This is a genomic window from Rhizobium sp. N122 (genome assembly GCF_002211295.1).
In the GTDB taxonomy this organism is placed as follows: Bacteria; Pseudomonadota; Alphaproteobacteria; order Rhizobiales; family Rhizobiaceae; genus Rhizobium.
Map to the genome: position 1 here is coordinate 387,333 of NZ_LOKU01000001.1, position 21,671 is coordinate 409,003.

Annotated in this window: 20 protein-coding genes; 9 read left to right on the forward strand and 11 right to left on the reverse strand. The window is 62.3% G+C overall.

Annotated features, from left to right (window positions below):
- Nucleotides 1–39: 39 nt before the first annotated feature.
- The 6 genes from ATY75_RS01725 to ATY75_RS01750 form a co-directional block, all read right to left on the reverse strand.
- Nucleotides 40–324, reverse strand: coding sequence for a hypothetical protein (locus tag ATY75_RS01725; protein ID WP_088936207.1), 285 nt, complete (start codon nucleotides 322–324; stop codon nucleotides 40–42).
- Complete coding sequence (locus tag ATY75_RS01730; protein WP_088936208.1) at nucleotides 317–571, reverse strand: hypothetical protein; 255 nt, start codon at nucleotides 569–571, stop codon at nucleotides 317–319. The genes ATY75_RS01725 and ATY75_RS01730 overlap by 8 nt, the downstream gene beginning before the upstream one ends.
- Nucleotides 572–718: 147 nt before the next feature.
- A complete protein-coding gene (locus ATY75_RS01735) occupies nucleotides 719–1,438 on the reverse strand; it encodes a Crp/Fnr family transcriptional regulator (RefSeq protein ID WP_088936209.1) in 720 nt (239 codons plus the stop codon).
- Between the two features lie 190 nt (nucleotides 1,439–1,628).
- Nucleotides 1,629–2,405 (reverse strand): molybdopterin-binding protein, encoded by a 777-nt coding sequence (locus tag ATY75_RS01740; protein ID WP_088936210.1) that lies wholly within the window; start codon nucleotides 2,403–2,405, stop codon nucleotides 1,629–1,631.
- Nucleotides 2,405–3,244, reverse strand: a complete 840-nt coding sequence (locus tag ATY75_RS01745) for a cytochrome b/b6 domain-containing protein (RefSeq protein WP_088936211.1) — start codon at nucleotides 3,242–3,244, stop codon at nucleotides 2,405–2,407. Before ATY75_RS01745 ends, ATY75_RS01740 begins: the two co-directional genes overlap by 1 nt.
- A gap of 138 nt (nucleotides 3,245–3,382) precedes the next feature.
- The gene (locus tag ATY75_RS01750; protein WP_064844859.1) at nucleotides 3,383–3,646 is read right to left on the reverse strand and encodes a pentapeptide MXKDX repeat protein; all 264 of its coding nucleotides are present in this window, start codon (nucleotides 3,644–3,646) and stop codon (nucleotides 3,383–3,385) included.
- A 183-nt stretch (nucleotides 3,647–3,829) separates the two neighbouring features.
- Here ATY75_RS01750 and ATY75_RS01755 point away from each other — a divergent pair, with 183 nt between their 5' ends.
- Nucleotides 3,830–4,378 carry a sigma-70 family RNA polymerase sigma factor gene (locus ATY75_RS01755; RefSeq protein WP_116276171.1) on the forward strand — a complete coding sequence of 183 codons (549 nt, stop codon included), beginning with the start codon at nucleotides 3,830–3,832 and terminating at the stop codon, nucleotides 4,376–4,378.
- Nucleotides 4,375–5,019, forward strand: a complete 645-nt coding sequence (locus tag ATY75_RS01760) for an NrsF family protein (RefSeq protein WP_088936212.1) — start codon at nucleotides 4,375–4,377, stop codon at nucleotides 5,017–5,019. The genes ATY75_RS01755 and ATY75_RS01760 overlap by 4 nt, the downstream gene beginning before the upstream one ends.
- Before the next feature lie 107 nt (nucleotides 5,020–5,126).
- On the opposite strand, the gene ATY75_RS01765 is transcribed toward ATY75_RS01760, so the two are convergent.
- A complete protein-coding gene (locus ATY75_RS01765) occupies nucleotides 5,127–7,004 on the reverse strand; it encodes a HAMP domain-containing methyl-accepting chemotaxis protein (protein ID WP_088936213.1) in 1,878 nt (625 codons plus the stop codon).
- Between the two features lie 336 nt (nucleotides 7,005–7,340).
- Here ATY75_RS01765 and ATY75_RS01770 point away from each other — a divergent pair, with 336 nt between their 5' ends.
- Nucleotides 7,341–8,060 carry a 4'-phosphopantetheinyl transferase superfamily protein gene (locus ATY75_RS01770; protein ID WP_088936214.1) on the forward strand — a complete coding sequence of 240 codons (720 nt, stop codon included), beginning with the start codon at nucleotides 7,341–7,343 and terminating at the stop codon, nucleotides 8,058–8,060.
- Here ATY75_RS01770 and ATY75_RS01775 read toward each other — a convergent pair.
- Genes ATY75_RS01775 through ATY75_RS01785 form a run of 3 tightly spaced genes read right to left on the reverse strand, consistent with a single transcriptional unit; the run spans nucleotide 8,033 to nucleotide 13,615 of the window.
- The gene (locus ATY75_RS01775) at nucleotides 8,033–9,391 is read right to left on the reverse strand and encodes a SidA/IucD/PvdA family monooxygenase (protein WP_088936215.1); all 1,359 of its coding nucleotides are present in this window, start codon (nucleotides 9,389–9,391) and stop codon (nucleotides 8,033–8,035) included. The two genes, ATY75_RS01770 and ATY75_RS01775, sit on opposite strands and share 28 nt — an antisense overlap.
- Nucleotides 9,388–13,377, reverse strand: coding sequence for a non-ribosomal peptide synthetase (locus ATY75_RS01780; RefSeq protein ID WP_088936216.1), 3,990 nt, complete (start codon nucleotides 13,375–13,377; stop codon nucleotides 9,388–9,390). Before ATY75_RS01780 ends, ATY75_RS01775 begins: the two co-directional genes overlap by 4 nt.
- Before the next feature lie 19 nt (nucleotides 13,378–13,396).
- Complete coding sequence (locus ATY75_RS01785; RefSeq protein ID WP_088936217.1) at nucleotides 13,397–13,615, reverse strand: MbtH family NRPS accessory protein; 219 nt, start codon at nucleotides 13,613–13,615, stop codon at nucleotides 13,397–13,399.
- A gap of 194 nt (nucleotides 13,616–13,809) precedes the next feature.
- Between ATY75_RS01785 and ATY75_RS01790 the strand changes: the two genes are divergently transcribed.
- From ATY75_RS01790 to ATY75_RS01800, 3 genes are read left to right on the forward strand one after another with little or no spacing between them, the layout of a single operon-like run.
- On the forward strand, nucleotides 13,810–14,799 hold the full coding sequence (locus tag ATY75_RS01790; protein ID WP_190241300.1) for a GNAT family N-acetyltransferase: 990 nt from the start codon (nucleotides 13,810–13,812) through the stop codon (nucleotides 14,797–14,799).
- A complete protein-coding gene (locus ATY75_RS01795; RefSeq protein ID WP_088936219.1) occupies nucleotides 14,796–16,214 on the forward strand; it encodes an MATE family efflux transporter in 1,419 nt (472 codons plus the stop codon). Before ATY75_RS01790 ends, ATY75_RS01795 begins: the two co-directional genes overlap by 4 nt.
- A gap of 10 nt (nucleotides 16,215–16,224) precedes the next feature.
- Nucleotides 16,225–17,412, forward strand: a complete 1,188-nt coding sequence (locus ATY75_RS01800) for a PLP-dependent transferase (protein WP_088936220.1) — start codon at nucleotides 16,225–16,227, stop codon at nucleotides 17,410–17,412.
- Here the strand turns inward: ATY75_RS01800 and ATY75_RS01805 are convergent.
- Nucleotides 17,303–17,959 carry a sigma-70 family RNA polymerase sigma factor gene (locus ATY75_RS01805; protein ID WP_088936221.1) on the reverse strand — a complete coding sequence of 219 codons (657 nt, stop codon included), beginning with the start codon at nucleotides 17,957–17,959 and terminating at the stop codon, nucleotides 17,303–17,305. The two genes, ATY75_RS01800 and ATY75_RS01805, sit on opposite strands and share 110 nt — an antisense overlap.
- 164 nt (nucleotides 17,960–18,123) lie before the next feature.
- Here ATY75_RS01805 and ATY75_RS01810 point away from each other — a divergent pair, with 164 nt between their 5' ends.
- Genes ATY75_RS01810 through fhuB form a run of 3 tightly spaced genes read left to right on the forward strand, consistent with a single transcriptional unit; the run spans nucleotide 18,124 to nucleotide 21,445 of the window.
- Nucleotides 18,124–18,615: a GNAT family N-acetyltransferase gene (locus tag ATY75_RS01810; protein ID WP_088936222.1), complete on the forward strand. Its 492-nt coding sequence runs from the start codon at nucleotides 18,124–18,126 to the stop codon at nucleotides 18,613–18,615.
- Between the two features lie 32 nt (nucleotides 18,616–18,647).
- Nucleotides 18,648–19,481, forward strand: coding sequence for an iron-siderophore ABC transporter substrate-binding protein (locus ATY75_RS01815; protein WP_088936223.1), 834 nt, complete (start codon nucleotides 18,648–18,650; stop codon nucleotides 19,479–19,481).
- Complete coding sequence (gene fhuB, locus ATY75_RS01820) at nucleotides 19,478–21,445, forward strand: Fe(3+)-hydroxamate ABC transporter permease FhuB (protein WP_088936224.1); 1,968 nt, start codon at nucleotides 19,478–19,480, stop codon at nucleotides 21,443–21,445. Before ATY75_RS01815 ends, fhuB begins: the two co-directional genes overlap by 4 nt.
- Nucleotides 21,446–21,671: the final 226 nt, after the last annotated feature.

Genomic DNA, 21,671 nt, shown 5'->3' on the forward strand with positions numbered 1-21,671 from the left:
CAGCATCTTTCCCGTCGGCCATCCGATCCGGGAATCCGATCAATGGCAAATAATAACCGCTTCGGCCCGCAGACGCACCATCGTCGCCCGAAGCTGGAAGAGTTCCCGGATAATATCTTCCCAACAGTCGTCATCGGCGCCGGCGATCGATGTCATCGAGGCGCGAATCGTATGAAGCAGGCGAAGCAGGATCGGGCGCGGATCGGGGGCACCGTCGCAGAGTTCCTGAAGTTCATCGACGATCTGTCTGAGGGCGATCTGCCGTTCCGAAAAGCTCAGACCGGAGGAACAGACCGAGATGGAGGCGCGCCGAATTCTATCCATCCTGACACGCTGACTGGCCGGCTTTCGTTTGCCCATCCAGGTGCATGTGGCGCATCAGGCCAGCGAGTTTATGCGGATTGCGAATGCCGCATTCGAACCAGGAGACGAGTTCTCGCGCAATATGCTGCGCCGCCGGACTGCCGATCTCGCATGACTGTTCCCGACACCACTGCCTGAGCACCGCATGCAACATGGTTATGTCTTCGGGTTGCAGCGCCGGCTTCGTAATTCCCGAATGCTGGGTCATCCGAGTTCCTCCCCAGTATGTAAGCTGATCCTAATCTTCGGATTTTCGATTTCAACCACGAGTACGGAAGCGTACCGATGCCGGTTTCCGCTCGATCCCTCCGCCGAGATGGCGGGCCAACGCGGCCGGATCAGGCCGGCGAACCGCTCAACGCGCCAGATGCCTGCCGATCAGACGCCGGTATTCCTCCTCGGCGGCCCCGTAGGATCCATGCGCCTCTTCGATCAGTCCCCGGCGATTGAGTATGACGATCTGCCGCCGGGTAGAGCGGATCAGGCCCTTGCCTTCGAGCAGGTGCAGCGCGACGGTGACGCCGGCACGGCGGACGCCGAGCATCACGGCCAGAAACTCGTGGGTCAACCAGATGGTCATGCCGTCGGTCCGGTCGTGCACCATCAGCAACCAGCGCGCAAGCCGCTCCTCGAGCTTGGCGTGACCATTGGCAAGCACCGTCGAGGTCGTCTGCGCCAGCAACGCCTGGACATAGGCAAGGAGCAAGCTGCGCAGGGCGCGGCTCTCCTCCATCGCGGCAGTAACGATACGTGCCGGCAATTTGAAACCGTGGCCGGAAACCTGCATGAATGTGCGGTTCGCCGATTGGAAACCGCCGAGCACGACCGCGGCGCCGGTCATGCCCTCGCGACCGACGATCCCCACTTCGATGTCGCGCCCGCCCGGAAATCTCGCCACGATCGAGGCAAGACCTGCCTCAAGCAGGTAGACGTCGCTAACCGGGGTATTCTCCGTTTCCAGGATCAAGGGGACGTCGAGAGCGACAGGCTCCAGGTGAGGCAACAGAAGCTCGCGCTCTTGCGGCCCCATCGCGCATAAAAGTTCATTCCGGAAATTCAATTGCTCGTCGTCCATGTCAGTCCGCGCATCGATGATAATGCAATCCTCGTTGCGGGCGAACCTAACCATCTAGAATCATTGAGCAATACACTGTGCCATAGCGTACAGACGCGCTTGGCGGCTCCTGCCCGCCAAGAATATCCGTAGAGCGGGCAAATTCAGCCGATGCGCTTTGCGAACAGGCGGATCGGAGCCTGCCCGCAACTCATATGCCGGCATACCATTCGTAGCCGCGATCCTCCCAGAAGCCGCCATTGCCGCCATAAAGCTGACCGAGATCGGCCACCGCTTCGATGCGCGTCAGATACTTCGCCTGCTTGTAGCCGAGCTGCCGCTCGACCCTGAGCCTCAGCGGCGCTCCATGCGCCACTTCCAGGTCGCGGTCGTTCATCGAATAGGCAAGGATCGTCTGCGGATGAAGCGCATCGACCAGATCGATGCTCTCATAATACCAGCCGCTGCCATCCAGCGTCTTTTCGTATTCGTCGGCGCAATGAAATACGATATAACGCGCCTCGGGCTTCAGCCCGACCGATTGCAGCAGGGCGCCGAGCGGCAAGCCGGTCCATTTGCCGATCGCGCTCCAGCCTTCGACGCAGTCGTGGCGGGTGATCTGGGTACGCGACGGCATCGCCTTCAGCTGCGCCAGCGAGAACTGCGACGGCTTTTCGACGAGACCGCCGACATCCAGTCTCCAGGTCGAGAACTGCCGGCTGATCCAGTCGAGATATTGCGGGTTGTCGGGCATGCTGGTGCCGTTGGAGCGAAAGACCGGGGAGAGGTCCGCCTCGCTGAATTCGCGGGCCAGCGCGTTGTCGCCGAGCAGCAAGCGCTGCGTCTTCATGCTGAAACCTTCGGCGATCTTCAGCACCGACTTCGTCCGCTCGCTCTCGACCAATGCGTCGCAGCCGCTCAATCCCAGCGCGGAGGCGGTGAGCGTCGAGCCGATCAGGAAGCGGCGGCGGGTGATCAGGCGGCTCATCATTCGTCTCCCTGTTCGATGGCGTAATAGCCGGTGATCATCGAGCGCAGATTGTTGAAGACACCCGACAGGATCACCATGGCGACATGCACCACGACGAAGGCGACGAGCGAGAAGGCGGTGAGGAAATGCAGGGTGCGGGCCGATTGCCGGCCGCCGAAGACATCGAGCAGCCAGGGGGCAACCGCATTGAAGCCCGGCGACATGGTGAGGCCCGTCGCAACCATCAGCGGCAGCAGCAAAAAGATCACCGCGAGATAGGTCAGCTTCTGCAGCGTATTATAGTGCCGTGCCTCGGCTCCTTTCGGAAAACGCAGCCGGGCATGGTTGGCGACCTCGTGGCCGAGATGAGCGAGCGTCAGCTCCTTGCCTTCAGGGGCGAGATCCCGACGGAAATGCCGGCTGACAAGCCCATGGAGGAGATAGACGAAGCCGTTGAGAACGAAGAGCCAGGCGAAGAAGAAATGCCAGCGCCGGCCGGTCGACAGATCCTGGTAGCTTGGAAGGGTGAGCCAGCTTGGAAAACCCCTCGCTGTCGCCTCGCCATCGACATTCGAAAGACCGAGCACGCCTGTCGTATCGAAGGTGAGCGAACCGACATGCGTCAGCCCCTTCGCCTGGTCGTCGTCCTCGACGGCTTCCATGGCGATGAAGGGCGGATCGTTGTCGGCGCCGTACTGGCCCCAATAGAGCGCCGGATGCGCATTGAATATCTGCAGACCGCTGAACAGCAGCACGGTGAGGCAGAGCACATTCAGCCAATGCGACAGGCGCACGGCAAGGCTGTGGCGGTAGATAAGCGTGCGGCCGGTTTTCGTGCCGGCATCGATCGTCGCCATGATCGTTCTCCGAAAGTCAGACGTTTCGAAAAGAGGGGACGCGGCCGCAGCAATCAAAAGTGCTACAGCGTCCTTTGCGCGTCTAAAAAGACGCGCGGCGCTGTAGAAAAGTTTCAGCGGCCGCGCCGATAGAAACGGCTATTTCATCGCGTCGCAGGCCTTCATCATGTCGGTCTTTTTCATCGCGTCCTTTTCCATGCCGGCCTTGTGCATGCAGTCGGTCTTGGTGCCCGATGTCTTCATGGCATCCTTCGACATGGCGCTGCTCTGCATCGTGTCCTTCTTCATCGTGTCCTTTTTCATCGTATCTGACTTCATGGCGTCTTCAGCCGAAGCGGCGCCAGCGAGCGAAAGACCGACGATGAAGGTGCAGGCTGCAAGGCTGGAAAAAAGCTTGGTCATGGAACTCTCCCGAAATGGATTTTCGTGTCCGCCGGCGGCCTGCCGATGGCTCACATCCGATTATTCGAGGGAGTGCGGGGATGCGTTACAGCTTCACGCGCATGTGATAGGACTGTGATACCGACATTGTTTTGATCTTCCTGTAACCGATTGGCCGTTTCTGCGAATGAAGTCTTTGACAGCATGACAACCGCCCAATCGGAAGACGCCCTGAAAGCACTGATGCTTCTGTCCCTTGACGGGGACGAGGCTGCCTATCGGCATTTGCTGACGGGCTTGCGCGTGCTGCTTATCGGTTACTACAGCCGCAGGATGGCTGCGGCGGCGAAAGCGGATATGGAAGACCTGGTCCAGGAGACATTGCTGGCGCTGCATTCCCGCCGGTCCACCTATGACCGGGAAAGACCGTTTACGGCCTGGTTCTTCTCGATCGCCCGCTACAAGCTGATCGACCATCATCGCGGCCGCGGCGGCCGCAGGCTGGCCGAGACCGAGCTTGGCGAGGAGATCGAAAGCGACTTCAGCGAGGATATGCTGACGGCGCGCATGGATGTCGAGCGGTTGCTCGACGGCTTGCCGCTGAGACAGCGGGAACTGATCCGCCAGGTGAAATTGGAAGGCCAGTCGGTCGCCGACACCGCAAACCGCACCGGTCAGTCCGAATCGGCGGTGAAGGTCGGCATCCACCGGGCGCTCCGGGCGCTGGCAGAGAAAATGCGAGGCGCATCGTGACAAAGACGGACGACATCATCGAACGCTTGGCAAGCGACCTGAAGCCGGTGCCGCGCAACGCATTGTGGCGCCGCCTGGCGCTCGGCATAGTGCCGGCGCTCGGACTGTCGCTGCTATCGATGCTGGTCATTCTCGGTCCGCGGGTCGATATATCAGACGTGCTGATGCTGCCGGTCTTCTGGATCAAATCAGCCTACAATGCCCTGATTGCCGTGGCGGCTTTCGTCGCCGTCTATCGGCTTTCCCGCCCCGACGGCTCGGAAGGCCGCTTTTTCGGTCTGCTTGCCTTGGTCTTTGCCGCCATGGCGGCGGTCGCGGCCATACAGCTGATGATGGCCCCAACCGAAACTTACGCGGTGCTGATCCTCGGCTCCTCGGCGCTCCATTGCCCGCTGCTGATTCTCGGCTTCGCAGTGCCGGTTTATGCCGGCGCCGTCTGGGCGCTGCGCCAGACGGCCCCCACGGAGCTTCGCCTGACAGGCTTCGTCGCCGGTATTGCCGCAGGCGCGGCCGGCGCCTGGGTCTATTCGTGGTTCTGCACCGAGAACGGCATGCCCTTCGTGCTGATCTGGTATTCGCTGGGCATCCTGCTCACCGGCGCACTCGGCGCCGTCACCGGCCCTCGCCTGCTCCGCTGGTAGATTCCTTGGTAGGCACCCAGGCTTCAAAAAACCTTGCGTAGGCGGAACCTGTTGCGTCGATCAGGCGTCTTGTCGCGCGTTAGCGCGTCATTGCGCCGCCAGCGGCTTCATCTTTGCATCGCGCGCCGCGGAGCGACCAGCCGGATGGGCGCGTCGCCGTCGAAGCCCCGGCTGCCGTGCTCCACGCCCGCCGTGCTTCTGTCGCCGTCCAACTGAAATTGATTGACCAGATTTCGCAGGCGGCCGGCCTCGGAGGACAGAGAGGCGGCGGCGGCCGTCGACTGTTCGACCATCGCCGCATTTTGCTGGGTCGCCTGGTCCATGTGATTGACGGCGGTGTTGATCTCGGCAAGTCCGGTCGATTGCTCGCGCGCCGAGGTGGCAATCGCATCCATGAGTTGGTTGATCTGTACGACGTGCTCGCCAATCGCTTTTAGCGACGTGCCGGTTTCGAGAACCAGTTTGACGCCATTTTTGACGTCCGTCGACGACTTCTGGATGAAGCCTTTGATCTCCTTGGCTGCGTGAGCAGCGCGCTGGGCAAGCTCACGGACTTCTTGTGCAACCACGGCAAAACCTTTGCCCGCCTCCCCCGCACGGGCAGCTTCGACGCCGGCGTTCAGCGCCAGAAGGTTGGTCTGGAAGGCAATCTCATCGATCGCGCCAATGATGTTCGATATCTGCTCCGAACTGTCCTCGATGCGTCGCATGGCCTGTTCCGCCTCCGCAACGACGGTTGCCGACCGCTGAGCGCTGATATCGGCCTCGAGGGCCACATTGCGTGCCTCGTCGGTGCGTTTGGACGCCATCGTCACATTCGACGTGATCTCGTCCAGGGCTGCGGCCGTTTCCTCGAGAGAGGCTGCTTGCTGTTCGGTACGTTTAGAAAGGTCCTGCGCAGCCGATGCGATCTCGCCGCTACCGCTATCTATGCTGTGTACCGTCTGGAGCACGGCCCCGATCGTCGTGCCCAATTGCCGTAGCGAAGCGTTGAAGTCTTCGCGCAAGGTCTCGTATTCGGCGGCAAATTGATCGGAAAGCTGGAAGGATATGTCGCCGGCTGCAAGCCGCCGAAGGCCTCCACCCAAGCTCGTGGTTGCGAAGCGCAATTGTTCGGCCTCACGTTCGGCGCGCTGCTGGGCTGCCGCGCGCACTGCCTCACTCTCGCTGCGGGAGAGAGCAGCTTCCTTCTCGAGCCTGACGACACTGAGAGCATTCTGGCGGAAAACTTCGACGGCGCCGGCCATTTCGCCGACTTCGTCGGCGCGGCCGGCACCAGGTATGTCGCTATCGAGGTCACCGTCCGACAGACGCCTCATGGCGGAGGCGATGCTTCGGATCGGATTGGCGATGCCGAATATTGCAAACGCGATGCCTGCCATGGCGATCAGCACGGCCAGCGCTGCAATTGCGGCCGTCAACATGAAGGCGGACGCCGCGGACCCATCGCTGGCGGCCACAAAACCTTCGGCCTGACTGAGAATGAACGAAACCAGATCGCCCACACCCTTGTCCACCAACTCGGATTGCGGCTCCATATCTTGCTTGAAGAAACGAACCGCGTCGGCTGCCTTGCCGTTATTTTGCAGCGCAATCATCTGCTCTGCCAACCCGCGATACTTGCTCAGTTCAGGCTTGATCTGATTGATCAGTTCGCGCCCTCGCTCGGTGCGGACGCCCTTTTCATATTCGGTGACGACCTTCTCGACCGCGGCGCCGGCGGCATCGATTTTTTGTTGCCCGACGGTGCGCTCCTCCGCTGTATCCTCCAGGAGATACTGGGCGTAGACCAGTCTCAGATCGAGGAAGTTACCCTTGATCTCCCGCGCGGTCACAAGCCGCTGCATCCAGAAGGTCCCGATCTGCTCGGTATTGGCACGAAGTGTCGAAATCGTGCTCAACGAGACATAGGACAGGCCAACCATGAACAGGCTGATGATCGACAGCTTCACGATCAGGGCTTGCTTGATACTGGGGCGCTTCATGCGGGTCTCCTCGAAGATAAATGGGACGACCGGCTTGCCGGTTGATGCAAGATCTCGCACCAGATTCAATAATTTAGTATTAACTAAACAATGGATCCGTGGGGTTTTCGAAAATCTTCTGCGCCGACCGATACTTCCGCGATTACTTAGCCGCGCCACGACCCCAAGTTACTGGAAAATTTGCGAAAAAATCAGCCATAGCGAGCGAAAACATTGGATCGTCTCAACCTAGAGATTCCTTAAATATGGCCCGGCCGACCAAGACCTCAGCGCCCACTGTAAACGATTGACCGACTGCGCGCTTGCCGTGCGGTGTCGAGCAGCCATACTGGATCCATGCAGCAATCAGATACTCTATCCGCCGCTATCGAAATCACTCTGTGGCAATATTCCAGGAACGAACGCGACTTGAACCGCTGGATGCGATCGCTTTCACAGGATGAACGAGATCGGGCGGCAACCTATCGCTTCGAAGGAGATCGCGCCTCGTTCATGGCCGGCCGCTATCTGTTGCGGCGGCTGTTGAGCGGCCATCTCGGAACGGTGCCGGGTGCCGTCGTTTTTGTTGCAGACAAGCATGGTAAGCCGAGGCTCGAGGGTTGCGATGCGCCGCAATTCAGCCTCGCCAATGCCGATGGGCTGGTGGCAGTCGCTATCGCGTCAGGATGTGACCACGTCGGAATAGATTGCGAACGCGCGGACGTGGAGATCGAAGCGGCGGCAGTCGAGAGCTATTGCAGTGGGGACGAGCGACGCTGGCTCGCGGAATTGCCCGCCGGCGAACGGGCGCAAACGGCTGTCGCACTCTGGACGCTGAAGGAGAGCCACCTGAAGGCGCTCGGCGTCGGGCTGCGCGAGGATCCTCGCAATGTCGCTTTCGCCTGGAAAGACGGCATCCCTGTGATAGTCGATGGCGGCGATCGCGATCGGCGATGGCATCATCGTCTGGTCGAAAGCGGCAGCCGGCACGTCGTGGCGCTGGCTGCCTGCTCGCAATCCGGGCTCCCCGGCATTTCTATACGGATATTTCAGGACGACAGCATGCCGTCCGAATAGCCGGCTCTGAGCTGATGCGGCATTGCGGACGCCGTCTCCGTCGCCCAGGCGAGTTGCGCATTGTCCGGTTCCGCGTCGAAATGCGGCCGGCCGAGCAGCGTGTTGACGATCGTCGCGCTGCGCCAGGCCATTAGGCTCAGCTGAGAATCGGCGATGCCATGCGAGTATCGACCGGCATTCTGCGCCAGCAGCCGGTTTGCCCGCGGGCCTGTCCATTGCATGGTGTAATCGTCGTTGAGCATGGGATAGCCGTTTCTGTCGAGCGTTATCCGGTCACCCAGCGAGGCGAGCGCATCCGGCAATCGGAACCGGTAGCCGGTTGCCAGCACCACCGCATCCGCATGGAGCACCTCGATCCCGCCGTCGAATTGATTTCTGACGATGAGCCGATAGGCATTGCCGTTCCGTTCCATCTGGATCACGTCGCGGCTGGGCGACAGAGATGCGTTCAGCGTGCCCGGCTCGAGATAGCGCAGCGCATAGAGGCGGCGGTAGATCGAATAAATCGTCGAAATCGACAGGCCGTCGCTGGTCAGGATCGAGTTCTTCAAGGCTGCCTGCTTCTGCTCGCCGCTGAGCTTTAGATAGGCCTGCACATACTCAGGCGAGAAGACCTGGTTTGAAAACGGCGTGTCGTTGATCGGCTCGAAATTGTGTCGTCGGCTGATCCATGTCAGCTCCCTCATCGAACTCGGGTCTGCAAGCAAGGCGTCGACGACCTCGCCGCCGCTCTGGCCGCCGCCAACGACGACGACGCGGCCGGCGCGAAGATCGGTGATACGCGATTTCGCCTCGCTGTTATGGAAGCAATCGGCACCCAGGAAGGGTTTTGCCCAGTCGGGCACGAAGGGAGACGATCCCGTGCCGATCACCAGGTTCTTCGCTTCTTCCTGGCCGTTGTCGAAGCGCAGCACGAAGCGGTCGTCGCGGTGCTCGACATCGCGAATGTCCGTTCCGAAACGCAAACCCTCCACGCCTTTGGCGACCCAGGCGAGATAACGTGCGAATTCCTGCCGCGGAACGGCGTCGTAGTTGGCGTTCAGGAAGGCGTAGAGCCTCTTATGCGCCACCAGATAGGAGACGAATGACCAGCGGCTGGTCGGCAGGACCGGCGTGACGAGGTCTTTCAAGAAGGACGATTGCAGCTCGACGCCCGGCATCATCATGCCGGGATGCCAGTCGAACGAGTCTCGCCGCTCGAAGAAGCGGCTGCGGAGCTCGGGCACCGATTCCAGCAGGCAGGCGAGGCTCAGATTGGAGGGGCCGATGCCGATGCCGGCAAGATCGAGCGGCTCGTTGAGGGCGTCCCTGCGGGTAAAAGCGACGGTCATGCGAAGTCCTTCTCTGTTTCCTTGAGACGCAGGGCCAGCCTTGCGTGGAAGGCGGGAGACCCGATCATGTGCAGATGGTTGGTGCCGGTGATGATTTCGGCAGCCCGCGCCCGCGGCGACAGGCGGCGCCAGTCGATCAGGTTAAGGCCGCGGTTGAGGCTGTCGTCGGCCGCCCAGGGGTAGATCGGCACATCGTGGGGAAGGAGCCGGTGCTTGCGGAAGATCAGGGCGTTGTCGATCAGCACCCAGAACGTATGCTCGCGGCTGCTGATATCCGGCCCGTCTGTGGGAAGCGGGTCCTTCTCGTCGCCGACGAAGCGCAGGAACTGGTCATAGGTGTCCGCATCCATCGTCGACAGCAGCCGGTCCCATTCGGGGCGCATCGCCGTCTTCTGCAGCCATGCCTCGACGTCGCGGTGCAGCGCGTCGCGCTCGCCCGGCCGGAATCTCGGCTTGGCGCCGATTGCAAATTCCGATCCGAGATCGCAAACGTCGACCATCGCCATCATCCTGACGTCGACCTCGTTGCCGAGGGCGCGGGCAGCCTCATAGGCGAGAAGCCCGCCCCAGGACCAGCCGAGGAAAGTGCAGGGCGCGCCCCTGCTGTGGGTCCTGATATAGTCGACATAGCTCTCGATGATGTCTTCGATCGGCGCGCCGACTTCCTTCTTTTCGGACAGAGAATGGCAAATGAAGCCGGTGGCCGGCTGATCGGCGCCGAGATAATCGACCAGCTTCACATATTCGCGGGTGCTGACGAGAAGCCCCGGAAAGCAATAGAGCCGCGGCTTGCTACCGGAGGCGCGCAGCACGATCACCTCCGACAGATCGCGTTCGGCCCCCTGCTCCATAATGCCGGCAAAGGCGCGGATGGTCGGGTTGTTGAAGATATCGGCCACCGTGAGCGGCGTTTTCGGCCGGCGTTGCCGGAGCTGCGAAAGAATGCGGATCGCGCCCAGCGAATTGCCGCCGATCGCGAAGAAATTATCCTCGACGCTGATCGCTTCCAGCTTCAAAATCTGGCGCCAGACATCCAGCACCTCCTCTTCGAGCGCGGTTGCCGGCTCGACGATATGGCGCTTGACCGGCTGGGGCGCGGGCAGTGCGAAACGGTCGAGCTTGCTGTTCGGATTGGTCGGCATTTTTTCCAGTTCGACCACGGCCGCCGGCACCATGTAGGAGGGCAGGCTGCGTTCGAGGCCGGCGCGGACGGTCTCGACGTTCAACGCCTCGTCCTTCTTGGACACGACATAGGCGACCAGCGCCTTCTCGCCGGCATCGTCATCGCGCAGCACGACCAGCGCTTCGCCGACGCCGGGCTGCTGGAGGAGCGCGGCTTCGATCTCGCCGAGCTCGATGCGGTATCCCCGCAACTTGACCTGATGGTCGACGCGGCCGACAAATTCGACGGTTCCGTCCTCACGCCAGCGCGTCAAGTCGCCGGAGCGATAAAGCCGGCCACCCTCCTTGGAAAAGGGATCGGGAATGAAGCGGTCCGCCGTCGTATCCGGCTTGCCGAGATAGCCGCGGGCGATGCCCTCGCCGCCGATATAGAGTTCGCCGGTCACGCCGATCGGGCACGGATTGAGGTCCGGATCGAGCACATAGACGCGCCGCAGCCCGACGGCACGGCCGAGTGGCGCATAGACGCCCTGGAACGTCGTGCCGGCCCTCACCTTCCAGACCATCGGCGTCATGATGGTTTCGGTGGGACCGTAACCATTGATCAGCCATTCCGATTTCAACGCCCGCGACAGGAGATCGAAGGTCGGTTGCGCCAACCCCTCGCCGCCGAAGGAATAGAGCCGCATCGGCGGCGCGCCGTCGGTAATGTCAGCCCATTCCGCCAGCTGCTGCAGATAGGTTGTGGGGATGCTGGCATTGTTGGCGCCATGTTTGCGCATCGCCGTCAGCGTCTCCTCAGGCGTCCACAGCGGCTGATCGGGAAGAATGATGCTGCCGCCCTCCATCAGCGGGTTCATCCACCGCTCATGGCCACCATCCGAACTGAAGGGCAGGAACGGCAGCTCGCGGGATTCCGAACTCATGCCGTAAACGCGCGAGGTGTTTTGCAGATGATGCGTCAGCGGGCCGTGTTCGACGGCGACACCCTTCGGCAATCCCGTCGATCCCGAGGTGTACATGACATAGGCGAGCTGATCCTTGTGCGTCGGAACATAGAGCTGCGTATCCGGCTCGCCGTGGAGATCGATCTTGTCGAGCTCGAGGACGATCGTGTCGAGTTCTTCCGGCAGGCGATGGCGCAGCCAGCTGTGGGTGAGCACGATCTTGACGCCGCCGTCGCGCAGGATGTGATGGTTGCGCGCCGGCGGATGATCGGGCTCGACCGGGATATAGGCGCCGCCGGCCTTCAGCGTCGCGAGGATGCCGACGACGGCCTCCGGCGAGCGCTTGATGAAGATGGCGACCGTCACCTCGGCGCGGACGCCGAGCTGCCGCAGCCGATGTCCGAGGCGATTGGTGCTCGCCTCCAGCCAGCCGTGGCTCCACTCCTCGTCGCCATAGACGATCGCGGTCTTCTCGGGCGTCCGGCGCGAATGGGCGGCGATCAATTCATGCACCGGCCTGTCGTCGTTGACGACATTATCCTCGTAAGGCGCCGACAACCAATCGAGCTCGTCAGTCCCCACCAGTTCGATATCCTTGATCCGCAGATTCGGCTGCGCGACCATCTGCTCGAGCACGCCGCCGAAATGCCTGGCGATGCGGGCAACCAGAGCGCCGTCGTAAAGATCCTGCGCGTAGTCGATCAGCCCGAATGCACCACCCGAATGTGCCTCGACCACCAGGGAAAGCTCGCTGTCTGAACGGGCGCCCGGCGGCTCCAGATTTGTGGCGTGGCTGGGCACCGCATGGGGGCCGCGGTATTCGAACAGCGCCTTGACCACGGCTTCCTGGGCGGCGGCTTCGTCGACCACCAGTTCCTGGGTGATGCGCTCCAGCGGCACGAGCCGGCGTTGCCCCTCGTCGCTTGCCGACGAGATCGCCGCGATGACATCGCCGAGAGAATGTCTAGAGGTCAGCGACAGGATGAGCGGCAGCACCTGCTCGGCACGGCCGCGGCTGGCAAAATGCTGCGTGTCGGGCCGCGCGACCAGCAGGCCGGTCAGCAAAGCGTAGTTGCCGCTATAGCGCGCCAGCAGCGCACAAAAGGCGGCGTGCAGCACGCGCTCGACATGAACGCCCTTATCTCTGGCAAGCTGTTCGAGTTTGCTCCAGAGGTCGGGCTCGATCGAAAATCGATGCTGGGCCCGCGCCACGCCGGCCAGCCCGCCGCTGTTGAAGCGGGTCGGGAAGGTCGAGGCGGCATAGTCGAGACCGATCGCATCGCGCCAATAGGCAAGGGCTTCCCGCGCCTCGTCCGTCTCCAGCCAATCGGCCTCGCGCGTCCCGGCCGAGATTTCCAGCGGATGCATGTCGCCAACGGGCTCGCCATCGAGAAGGCGCGCCAGCGACCCGGCGAGAACGGATTTTTCGTGATCGTCGCAGACGATCGGATGCAGCACGATCGTCAGCAGCGACTGTCCCTGGGCAAGCCGGATGATCTGGATGCGCGCCCCCGGCCCCTCCAGGAGATCGAAGCGCTTGTCGCGGAAGGCTCTCCTTGCCGCCGACGCATCCGGCTCGGAAAGGGCCGCGCCGTCTTTGCCGAGGATCTCGATCGGCACCGCGCTCGATGCGCCGCGATATTGCTCGATGCGGCCGCCCGCCAGCCGGCGGAAGCGCAAGGCAAGCGACGGATTCTGCGCCACGAGCGCCCGGCAGGCGCCGGCAATCGTCTCGATGTCGGCTGCCGGGCTCAATCGCAGCCCGATGACCTGATCGGGAAAAACGGTGTAATTGCCGATCTGCTCCAGCGACCAGATGCGCTTCCGCGCGATCGTCAGCGGAAAACTCTCGAAGACCGCATCCATTACGGCATCGGTCGGGGAAGCATCGGCGAAATTGGTGATTTGCTTGTTCATCTTGGGATCCGGACGTTATTCAGAGACGCGCATCGCCTGACATTGCCGAGCGCAGCGAGAGGGGACGCGGGTCGGTCCAGACGTCGCGGATATGGGCCAGGCATTCCTGGCGTGAACCGGCAAAGCCGGCCGGCTCCCAGCCGGTGGGAATTCGCTTGTCCTGCGGCCAGACCGAGTAGTGGTGCTCGGTGTCGATGACGGCGATCCAGAGATCGTCGCGAGGCTCAAAACTATCCATCGAAAGCTCCTGCGGTGATTGATGTCATGCGCAAATGACGGATCCCGACGGCTGCGGTTTAGAAAATTGCTGAGAATTTTTTTCTTCGCTTACCCCTAAATCCGCCGGAAGATGGATCGTCATTCTACCAAATCGGCACAGGAGCGCGCTTCATGCTCGCCGCATCAAAAGCCCTGTCGGTCAAGGAGAACATTATGGATTTCGACGCCGCTAAACAAAGGCGGGCTCTGCAGTCGCGGAGCTACATCAGGCTCGCCCCCAATATCGTCCACCTGAAGACCGCGCACGGGCACCACGAAGCCGCTTTCGAGGTCGAGGCCGGCGTCGCAACGATCACCTTCTACCACGGTGATCCCGCGCGACCGGCGGAACTTCTGATGGCGGCTGCCGAAGCCGTGACGGCGGAAGATCGCTCGATCAGATCCGTCGTCTTCGAGGGGCATCAGGCGAGCCTCCCGCCGCATATTTCCGGTGCCGGCGGCAGGCTGGCTTCAGAGATCCTCTGGCAATGGCCGTCGCTCTGGCTGCCGCAGCTCAGCTACCCGCTGCCGCCGGTGCAGGAAATGACCGCCGGCCGCTATCATCCGCGCCGGCCGGCAAAGCCGAAGGGCACGATCTACCGGCGCTTCATTCCCTGGCTGGAGCGGGACATCAGCTTCCGGGTGGCCGATCCCGAGACCGATCTTGCCGCGTTCCACCGCTGGATGAACGACGAGCAGGTCAACACGATCTGGGAGGATGCCGGCTCGCTCGACAAACACCGGGAGATCCTGGAGGAGCGGATCGCCGATCCGCATGTCCTGCCGCTGATCGGCAGTTTCGCCGACATCCCCTTCGGCTATTTCGAGATCTATTGGGCCAAGGAAAACCGGCTCGGCCCCTATTACGATGCCGACGACTATGACCGCGGCTGGCATGTCGCGATCGGCGAACCCGATTATCGCGGCAAGAAATGGATCAGCGCCTGGCTTCCGTCGCTGATGCATTTCATCTTCCTCGACGATCCGCGCACCAGGCGCATCGTCGGCGAGCCGCGCGCCAGTCATGAGCAACAGATCCGCAACCTCGATCGCTCGGGTTTTGCCAAGGTCAAGCATTTCAATTTTCCGCACAAGCGGGCGCTGCTGGTGATGCTGACCCGCGAGCGTTTCTTCGGCGACCATCTCTGGGTGCCCGCATCATGAACGACATGAGCGAGATGAGCGGCAGCCTCCGCAAACGGCGCCTCGCCCCGGAGGATCTTGCCAGCCCGCAGCTTCTCAGGCTGCTGCTGCGGCTCGGACTGCCGGCCATGTTCGGCCTGTCGATCAATGCCGCCCATCACACGATCAACATGGTCTTCGTCGGCATGATCGGCGAAGACCAGATCGCCGCGATCATGATCGTCCTGCCGATCCTGATGCTGATCGCCGCCTTCGGCGAAGGCATCGGCGTCGGCGTCGCAACCGAGGTCGGACGGATGCTCGGCGCCGGCAACCGCTCGCGGGCCGGCGCCATTGCGTCGATCAGCCTTGCTGCCGGCGTCGCCTTCGGCGCGGCAAGTGCGATCGCAATCGTCGCCTTTCCGGATCTGCTGCTGTTCGGCGCCACATCAGCGATCGAGCCGCTTGCGCAACATTACCTGATGATCATCGCGATCTCGATACCGCTGACGATGGCGCAGATCATTCTGGATTTTCTGGCGATCGCCGAGGGTAACGCCCGCTTCAGCATGTGGACGCTGGTCGCCTGCTTTGCCTTGAACATGATCCTCGACCCGATCATGATCTTCGGCTTCGGCCTCGGTCTGCAGGGCGTGGCCATCGCCACCATCCTGTCCCAGCTCGTCGCGCTTTCCATCTATGGCGCCTACCACTTCAGGCGGCTTGGGACGGTCCGGCTGAGCCTTGACTGGCGGCTGGCAGATATCCGCACTCTCAGGCCCGTCCTCGCCGTCGGGGCGCCGACGACGCTGACCAGCCTGACGACGGCAGGCGCGATCGCGATCATGGTGTCGCTCGCCGCCACCTATCACGGAGAAGCCGGCATTGCCGGCATCGGGATTGCCTTGCGGCTGCTTGCCGTCGGAACCCTTCCAGTTATCGGCATCTCGCTTGGGGCCCAGTCCATCCTAAGCTTTGCCTGGGGTCGCGGCGATATGGCCAGGGTGCTGTCGGCAACCCGCATCCTGACAGCGGTCACCAGTGCGGTCAGCGGCGCCTATGGATTGGCCGCGATCGGCTTTTCCGAAAAGCTTGCTTCGTTCTTCACCGACGATGCGGCAACGATCGGGATAGCCGGGCAGGCGATCGTCGCAACCCATCTTCCCCTTCTGCTGTTCGGCCTGCGGCAAACGGTGCTGATCCTGTTCCAGGCGCAGTGCAGACCCAAGGCGGCGGTTGCCATCGGCTTGGCGCAAAACGGTTATCTGCTCTTTCCGCTGCTTGCGCTCCTGCCGCCCTTCTTCGGCTTTTCGGGCCTGCTGGCCGCCATGTTCCTGGCCTCAGCCCTCACCGGCCTGCTGTCGGCCGTCTGCCTGGTGAGGTCGCTCAGCGCACTCCGGCAGCGCTCCACCAGCCCTCTGACCTCCATCCGTCCCACTCCCAGCTTTTGTCCATGAGAGGATGACCATGAACCAGTCGATCAATCCGCACGACCTTGGCGCCCATGCCGTCGCCGACGATCTCTTCACGCCCGTCGATCCGGCGGCATTCAACGCCGTGTCGCCGCCGATCTTCCAGACCTCGCTCTTCACCTACGACAGTTACGAGGAGATGGAGGATGTTTTCGCCGGCCGCACCCGCAACTACATCTATTCGCGCGGCGACAATCCGACCGTCCGGGAATTCGAACTCCTGGTCGCCCGCCTCGAGGGCGCCGAGGATGGACGCGCCTTTTCGAGCGGAACGGCCGCCATCACCTCGACAATTCTGAGCCTGGTGCAGGCCGGCGACCGGGTCGTTGCCGTCCGCCACCTCTATAATGATGTCTACCGTCTTCTGGTCAAACTGCTCGACCGGCTCGGCGTCGCCGTCGATTTCGTCGATCCCGCCGACCATGACGAGGTCCGCAAGGCGCTCTCCGGCGCCAAGCTGCTCTATCTCGAAAACCCGACATCCTTCGTCTTCGAACTGCAGGACATTGCGGCGCTGTCGGCCATGGCGAAGGAGGCGGGCGTTACCACCATCATCGACAATTCCTGGGCAACGCCGCTGTTTCAGAAGCCGATCCAGCACGGCGTCGATATCGTCATTCACGCCGCCTCGAAATATCTCGGCGGCCATAGCGATACGGTCGCCGGCGTCGTCGTCGGTTCGAAGGAGGCGATCGCGAAGATCAATTCGACCTCCTATCCCTATGTCGGCGCCAAGCTCTCGCCCTTCGAGGCCTGGCTCTTGTTGCGCGGCATGCGCACCCTGCGTGTCCGCCTCAAGGAACATGAGCGCAGCGGGCTTCTGCTGGCGGATCGGCTGAAACAGCATTCGGCCATCGCCCGCGTCCGTCACCCGGCCTTTCAGGATCATCCCGGTCGGGCGACGCTGTCGGGTTATGCCGGGCTGTTCGCCTTCGACCTCAATCCCGATATCGACGTCGCCCGTTTTGTGAACAGTCTGCGCGACATCCGCCTCGGCGTCAGTTGGGGGGGACCCGAAACCCTGGTGGTCCCCGCCAAGGTGGCGCTGCAGATCCCCGACCGGATGACCTCCTTCATCCGGTTCGGCGTGAGCGAGCAGACGGTTCGTTTCGCCGTTGGCCTGGAAGAGCCGGAACTGCTGTGGAACGATTTGCAGCAGGCGCTGCACGCCGCGAAGCGGTAATATTCCGCGCGCGTTCGTCATCGGGGCGGGCAGGCTCGTTCATTGCCAGATGGCAATGCTCCTCCGCCGCCTTGATCATGAAGTTGACGAGGGTCCGTGAAACGCCGAGTTCGGCGGCAATATCCTTCTGCGGCACGCCGTTGAGGCGGTGCCGTATGAAGGCATCGTTGGTGCGCTTCGGCAGGGCCTCGAGCGAGGCAAGCACATCGCGCAGCGTCTCGGCAGCGACAAGCTGGTCGAGTACGGTGGGGATGGGAGCCGTGATCTCCTGAACTTGGTCGATCGACCTATAGTTGTTCATCTGCTGACGGCGGCGGCGGCTTTCATCGAGTGCAAGGTTATAGACCATCCGGAAGGCGTAACCGATCGGGCAACGAATACCATCGGTTTTGACCCCGTAAGCTTTAATCACGCCATCCTGAAAGATATCCTCGGAATATGGCCTTGATTTGACAACGCTTTCAATCGTCTTAAGGAGCTTATCCTTGTTTTCGATCATGGCGTTGACAACGGCATTTCCATTCACATCGCGATGCAATGCTTGCATTGTCCTGTACCCTTTTTACAAATGGAAAATCAGGCTCTGTCGTTACTGGTCGACGCGGTCGTGGCGCTCCTTTTTGGAGGGAAAGTACACGATTTGATTGCAGTGTCTATTTTAAGGTGATAACAGGAGTCAAGTTTAAATCGACGGAGTGAAAGCGAGAAAAAATGGGAAGGACAGTTGAGATCCTGACGGGCAAGGCGGAGCTCTGCCGATCGATCATGGGGGCTTTGCCCGACTGGTTTTCCGAACCGGAGGTCATCGAGGCGAGTGTCCAGGCGATCGAAGAGCTGCCGGTGTTCGGCTATATCGAAGCCGATGTCGTCACCGCACTGATTGCCTTGAAGCCGCACCTGCCCGGCGCCGTCGAAATCGCGCTGATCGCGACCCGACCCGAACATCACGGCCGCGGCGCCGGACGTCAGCTCATCGACGAAGCCGAACGCTTCAGCCATGATGCGGGTGCCCGGTTGCTGACGGTCAAGACGCTCGCCCCGCGCCGCCGCGAGGAACCGCAATTCGAGGCGACGCGGCGCTTCTACGACCGGAACGGCTTCATCAGGGCGGAGGTCTTTGCAGAGTTATGGGACGAGGACCACCCATGCCTGTTCATGGTCAAGCCGCTCGCCGGCGTCCAGGCAGATGAGACGACGCTTTGAAACGACGAGACTTTCTGCTTGGCACGCTGGCGATGACCGGCGCACCCGCAACCGTACGCGCCGGCGATGGCGGCGTCGTTTCGCTCGATTACGGACTGGCATCCACGATGCTGGCGCTCGGCCAAACGCCGCGCGCCGTCGTTTCCCTGAGAAACTGGGGGGAATGGGTGGTCGAACCGACGATGCCGGCCGATGTCGTCGATCTCGGCACCAGCTCGGAGATCAATCTCGAGGTTCTCACCAGTATCCGGCCGTCTCTCATTCTCAGCACCCCTTTCCTTGCGGCACTGGACGAAAAACTGTCGCGGATCGCGCCGGTGGAGCGGTTCACCATTTATGCCGAGCACAACGAGGCACTGGCCCGTTCCTACGTCGAAACGCTGCGGCTCGGCACGATGATCGGACGGACAGAGCAGGCAAAGGCATTTCTGTCCGCTGCCGACGCCAGTTTCGATCGGTTGCGCGAGCGGACAAAAAACCTGTCTGCTCCCCCGGTTGCCGTCATCAACTTCATCGACAACAGGCATGCGCGCATCTACGGCGGCCCCGGGCTTTTCAGCGGCGCCATGAAGCGCATCGGCCTTGAGAATGCCTGGAAGGGCGAGGCCAGTTACTGGGGATTTCAGACGATCGGCCTGGAACAGCTCGCCGAACTCGGCGAAGACGCGCATCTGATCATCGTTTCGCCGCTGCTTCCACCCGATGTCCTGACCCAGCTTTCCGAAAGCCCGCTCTGGACCAGCCTTCCCTTCGTCAAGGGCCGCCGGCTCTCGGTCATTCCAGGCGTTCTGATGTTTGGAATGGTTGAGGAGGCGCTGCGGTTTTCGACCCTGGTCGTCGATACGCTGGAGGCCTCAGCCCGATGAAGGCCAGATTGTCTCACTTCGGCGCGCCCGCACTTGCGGGCCTCCTGCTCTTTTCCGGATTGGCCCTTGCCGTAAGGGAGGTTTGGGCGGCACTGCCCCATCTCGAGGCGGCGTCCGGCGGTTATGATGCCGAGCGCCTTCTCCTCCTCTATTCGACGCTGCCGCGCATGGCGACAGCCCTGATCGCCGGTGCGGCACTCGCGCTCTCCGGCACGATCCTGCAGCAGGTGCTGCGCAATCCGCTGGCCTCGCCGACGACGCTCGGCATTTCCACCGGTGCCAATCTGGCGCTGGTTTCCGTGATGCTCGCTGTTCCCTCACTCGCGGGATGGGGCCGGGACGCGGTCGCGCTTGCCGGCAGTGCCGCTGCCGCCTTGACCATCTTCTCGATCAGCGCCCGCCATGGCTTCTCGCCCTTTTCCCTCATCCTGTCGGGCATGATCGTCGGTCTCTGGTGCGGGGCGGCGGCGGCCATCCTGGTGCTGATGAACGATCAATATCTTTCGGGGATTTTCATCTGGGGCGCCGGGTCGCTGTCGCAGCAGAGCTGGGTGATACCGGCGTCGCTGCTGCCGAAGGCGGCGCTGCTGGCGGCGCTTTCGCTTCTGGCCACAAGACCGCTGACGCTGAGCCAGATCGGCGATGCCGGCGCAACGAGCCTCGGCCTGCCGATCAAATGGGCCCGCGGTTTCATGCTGGCGATTGCCATCGCGCTCAGCGCCTTCGTTACCAGCGCCGTCGGCGTCATCGGCTTCATCGGGTTGGTCGCCCCGCAGATCGTGCGGCTCGCCGGCGCCAGGCGGATTCTCAGCCAGTTGATCTGGTCGCCCATTGCAGGCGCCGGCCTTCTGCTGCTGACGGACCAGGCGACCAAACTTGCTGCTCCGGGCGATTTCGTGCCGACCGGGGCGGTGACGGCGCTGCTCGGCGGCCCGATCCTGATCGCCCTTCTCCCCCGCCTCGCCACGGCTTCGCGTGCGCTGCCCGGCGCGGCGTTGCCCCAACATGCAATCGACAACAGAACGGCATCCTTCGCTGCACTGCTCCTCCTGGTCATCATCTTGGCGATTGCCGCAATCTTCTTCGGCCGCGCACCCGACGGTGCCTGGGCCTGGCTGCCGGCTGTATCTTGGGACGAAATCCTTCCCCTGCGGCTGCCGCGGGTCGCCGCCGCATTCGGCGCCGGAACCGTGCTCGGCGTGACCGGGCTGATCCTGCAGCAGCTGACCGGAAACGAAATGGCAAGCCCCGAGGTGCTCGGCGTATCGGCAGGAGCAACGCTCGGCGTTGCCGCCGCCATGTTTGTCTTTGCGGCACCCGGCCTGACGATCCAGCTCGCCTTTGCCGGCGGCGGCGCTCTTGCCGTGCTGAGCCTGATCTTCCTCCTGAGCGCGCGTTCCGGCTTCGGCTCGAACCGTGTGCTGCTCGCCGGCATCGCCCTCGGCGCGATACTCGACGCCGGGATCGGCGTCCTTGCCGCGAGCGGCGATCCGCGCGGCCTGGCGCTCATCCGCTGGATGGCGGGCTCGACCTATTTCGTCGACAATGCGGTGGCCGCAAGCGCCCTTCTGATTGCGCTCGGCTGTCTGGCCGCCGCCTTTCTCGCCAGCCGCTGGCTTGCCCTGCTGCAACTTGGAACCGAGACGGCAAGTGAACTCGGCCTGAGAATCGTTCCCGCACGCGCGGTCTTATTCGGTCTCTCGGCGATCATGACGGCGGCGGCGACGCTCGTCGTCGGCCCCTTGAGCTTCGTCGGCTTGATGGCCCCGCACCTTGCCCATGGGCTCGGTCTTCGCCGGCCCGCTGCCCAGCTCCTCGCCGCCGCCCTCATTGGGGCGGCCCTTCTCGTCCTCGCCGACTGGACGGGGCGGACGATCGCTTTCCCCTACCAGATCCCCGCCGGATTGATCTCGGCTCTTGTGGGCGCCCCGATGCTGCTGATGGTTCTGCGCCGGCGAGCATGAAGGGGGCGGCAATCGACGTCTCAAGCGGGCTTAGGTTGGGCCCTTTGACTCATGCCGATGGCTGCCCCCTCACCCTAACCCAACAGAGGTCGGGAAGATTAGAGTCTGTCAGCGCTAATCGGAATCGTGCGGAGATTCCCTTGCCTTTGATTTTGTGATTCAAGGTCATTGCTGGTGTGGAGGCCGGCAATGATGGTGCGACCTCTTTCTCTGGATTTGCGAACGC

Coding starts and splice junctions, on each gene's coding strand:
- ATY75_RS01755 (WP_116276171.1), top strand. CDS start 3,830: ATGACAACCGCCCAATCGGAAGACGCCCTGAAAGCACTGATGCTTCTG.
- ATY75_RS01775 (WP_088936215.1), bottom strand. CDS start 9,391: ATGACCGTCGCTTTTACCCGCAGGGACGCCCTCAACGAGCCGCTCGAT.
- ATY75_RS01790 (WP_190241300.1), top strand. CDS start 13,810: ATGGATTTCGACGCCGCTAAACAAAGGCGGGCTCTGCAGTCGCGGAGC.
- ATY75_RS01750 (WP_064844859.1), bottom strand. CDS start 3,646: ATGACCAAGCTTTTTTCCAGCCTTGCAGCCTGCACCTTCATCGTCGGT.
- ATY75_RS01770 (WP_088936214.1), top strand. CDS start 7,341: ATGCAGCAATCAGATACTCTATCCGCCGCTATCGAAATCACTCTGTGG.
- ATY75_RS01795 (WP_088936219.1), top strand. CDS start 14,796: ATGAACGACATGAGCGAGATGAGCGGCAGCCTCCGCAAACGGCGCCTC.
- ATY75_RS01780 (WP_088936216.1), bottom strand. CDS start 13,377: ATGAACAAGCAAATCACCAATTTCGCCGATGCTTCCCCGACCGATGCC.
- ATY75_RS01730 (WP_088936208.1), bottom strand. CDS start 571: ATGACCCAGCATTCGGGAATTACGAAGCCGGCGCTGCAACCCGAAGAC.
- ATY75_RS01785 (WP_088936217.1), bottom strand. CDS start 13,615: ATGGATAGTTTTGAGCCTCGCGACGATCTCTGGATCGCCGTCATCGAC.
- ATY75_RS01725 (WP_088936207.1), bottom strand. CDS start 324: ATGGATAGAATTCGGCGCGCCTCCATCTCGGTCTGTTCCTCCGGTCTG.
- ATY75_RS01735 (WP_088936209.1), bottom strand. CDS start 1,438: ATGGACGACGAGCAATTGAATTTCCGGAATGAACTTTTATGCGCGATG.
- fhuB (WP_088936224.1), top strand. CDS start 19,478: ATGAAGGCCAGATTGTCTCACTTCGGCGCGCCCGCACTTGCGGGCCTC.
- ATY75_RS01765 (WP_088936213.1), bottom strand. CDS start 7,004: ATGAAGCGCCCCAGTATCAAGCAAGCCCTGATCGTGAAGCTGTCGATC.
- ATY75_RS01805 (WP_088936221.1), bottom strand. CDS start 17,959: ATGCAAGCATTGCATCGCGATGTGAATGGAAATGCCGTTGTCAACGCC.
- ATY75_RS01745 (WP_088936211.1), bottom strand. CDS start 3,244: ATGGCGACGATCGATGCCGGCACGAAAACCGGCCGCACGCTTATCTAC.
- ATY75_RS01740 (WP_088936210.1), bottom strand. CDS start 2,405: ATGAGCCGCCTGATCACCCGCCGCCGCTTCCTGATCGGCTCGACGCTC.
- ATY75_RS01800 (WP_088936220.1), top strand. CDS start 16,225: ATGAACCAGTCGATCAATCCGCACGACCTTGGCGCCCATGCCGTCGCC.
- ATY75_RS01815 (WP_088936223.1), top strand. CDS start 18,648: ATGACCGGCGCACCCGCAACCGTACGCGCCGGCGATGGCGGCGTCGTT.
- ATY75_RS01810 (WP_088936222.1), top strand. CDS start 18,124: ATGGGAAGGACAGTTGAGATCCTGACGGGCAAGGCGGAGCTCTGCCGA.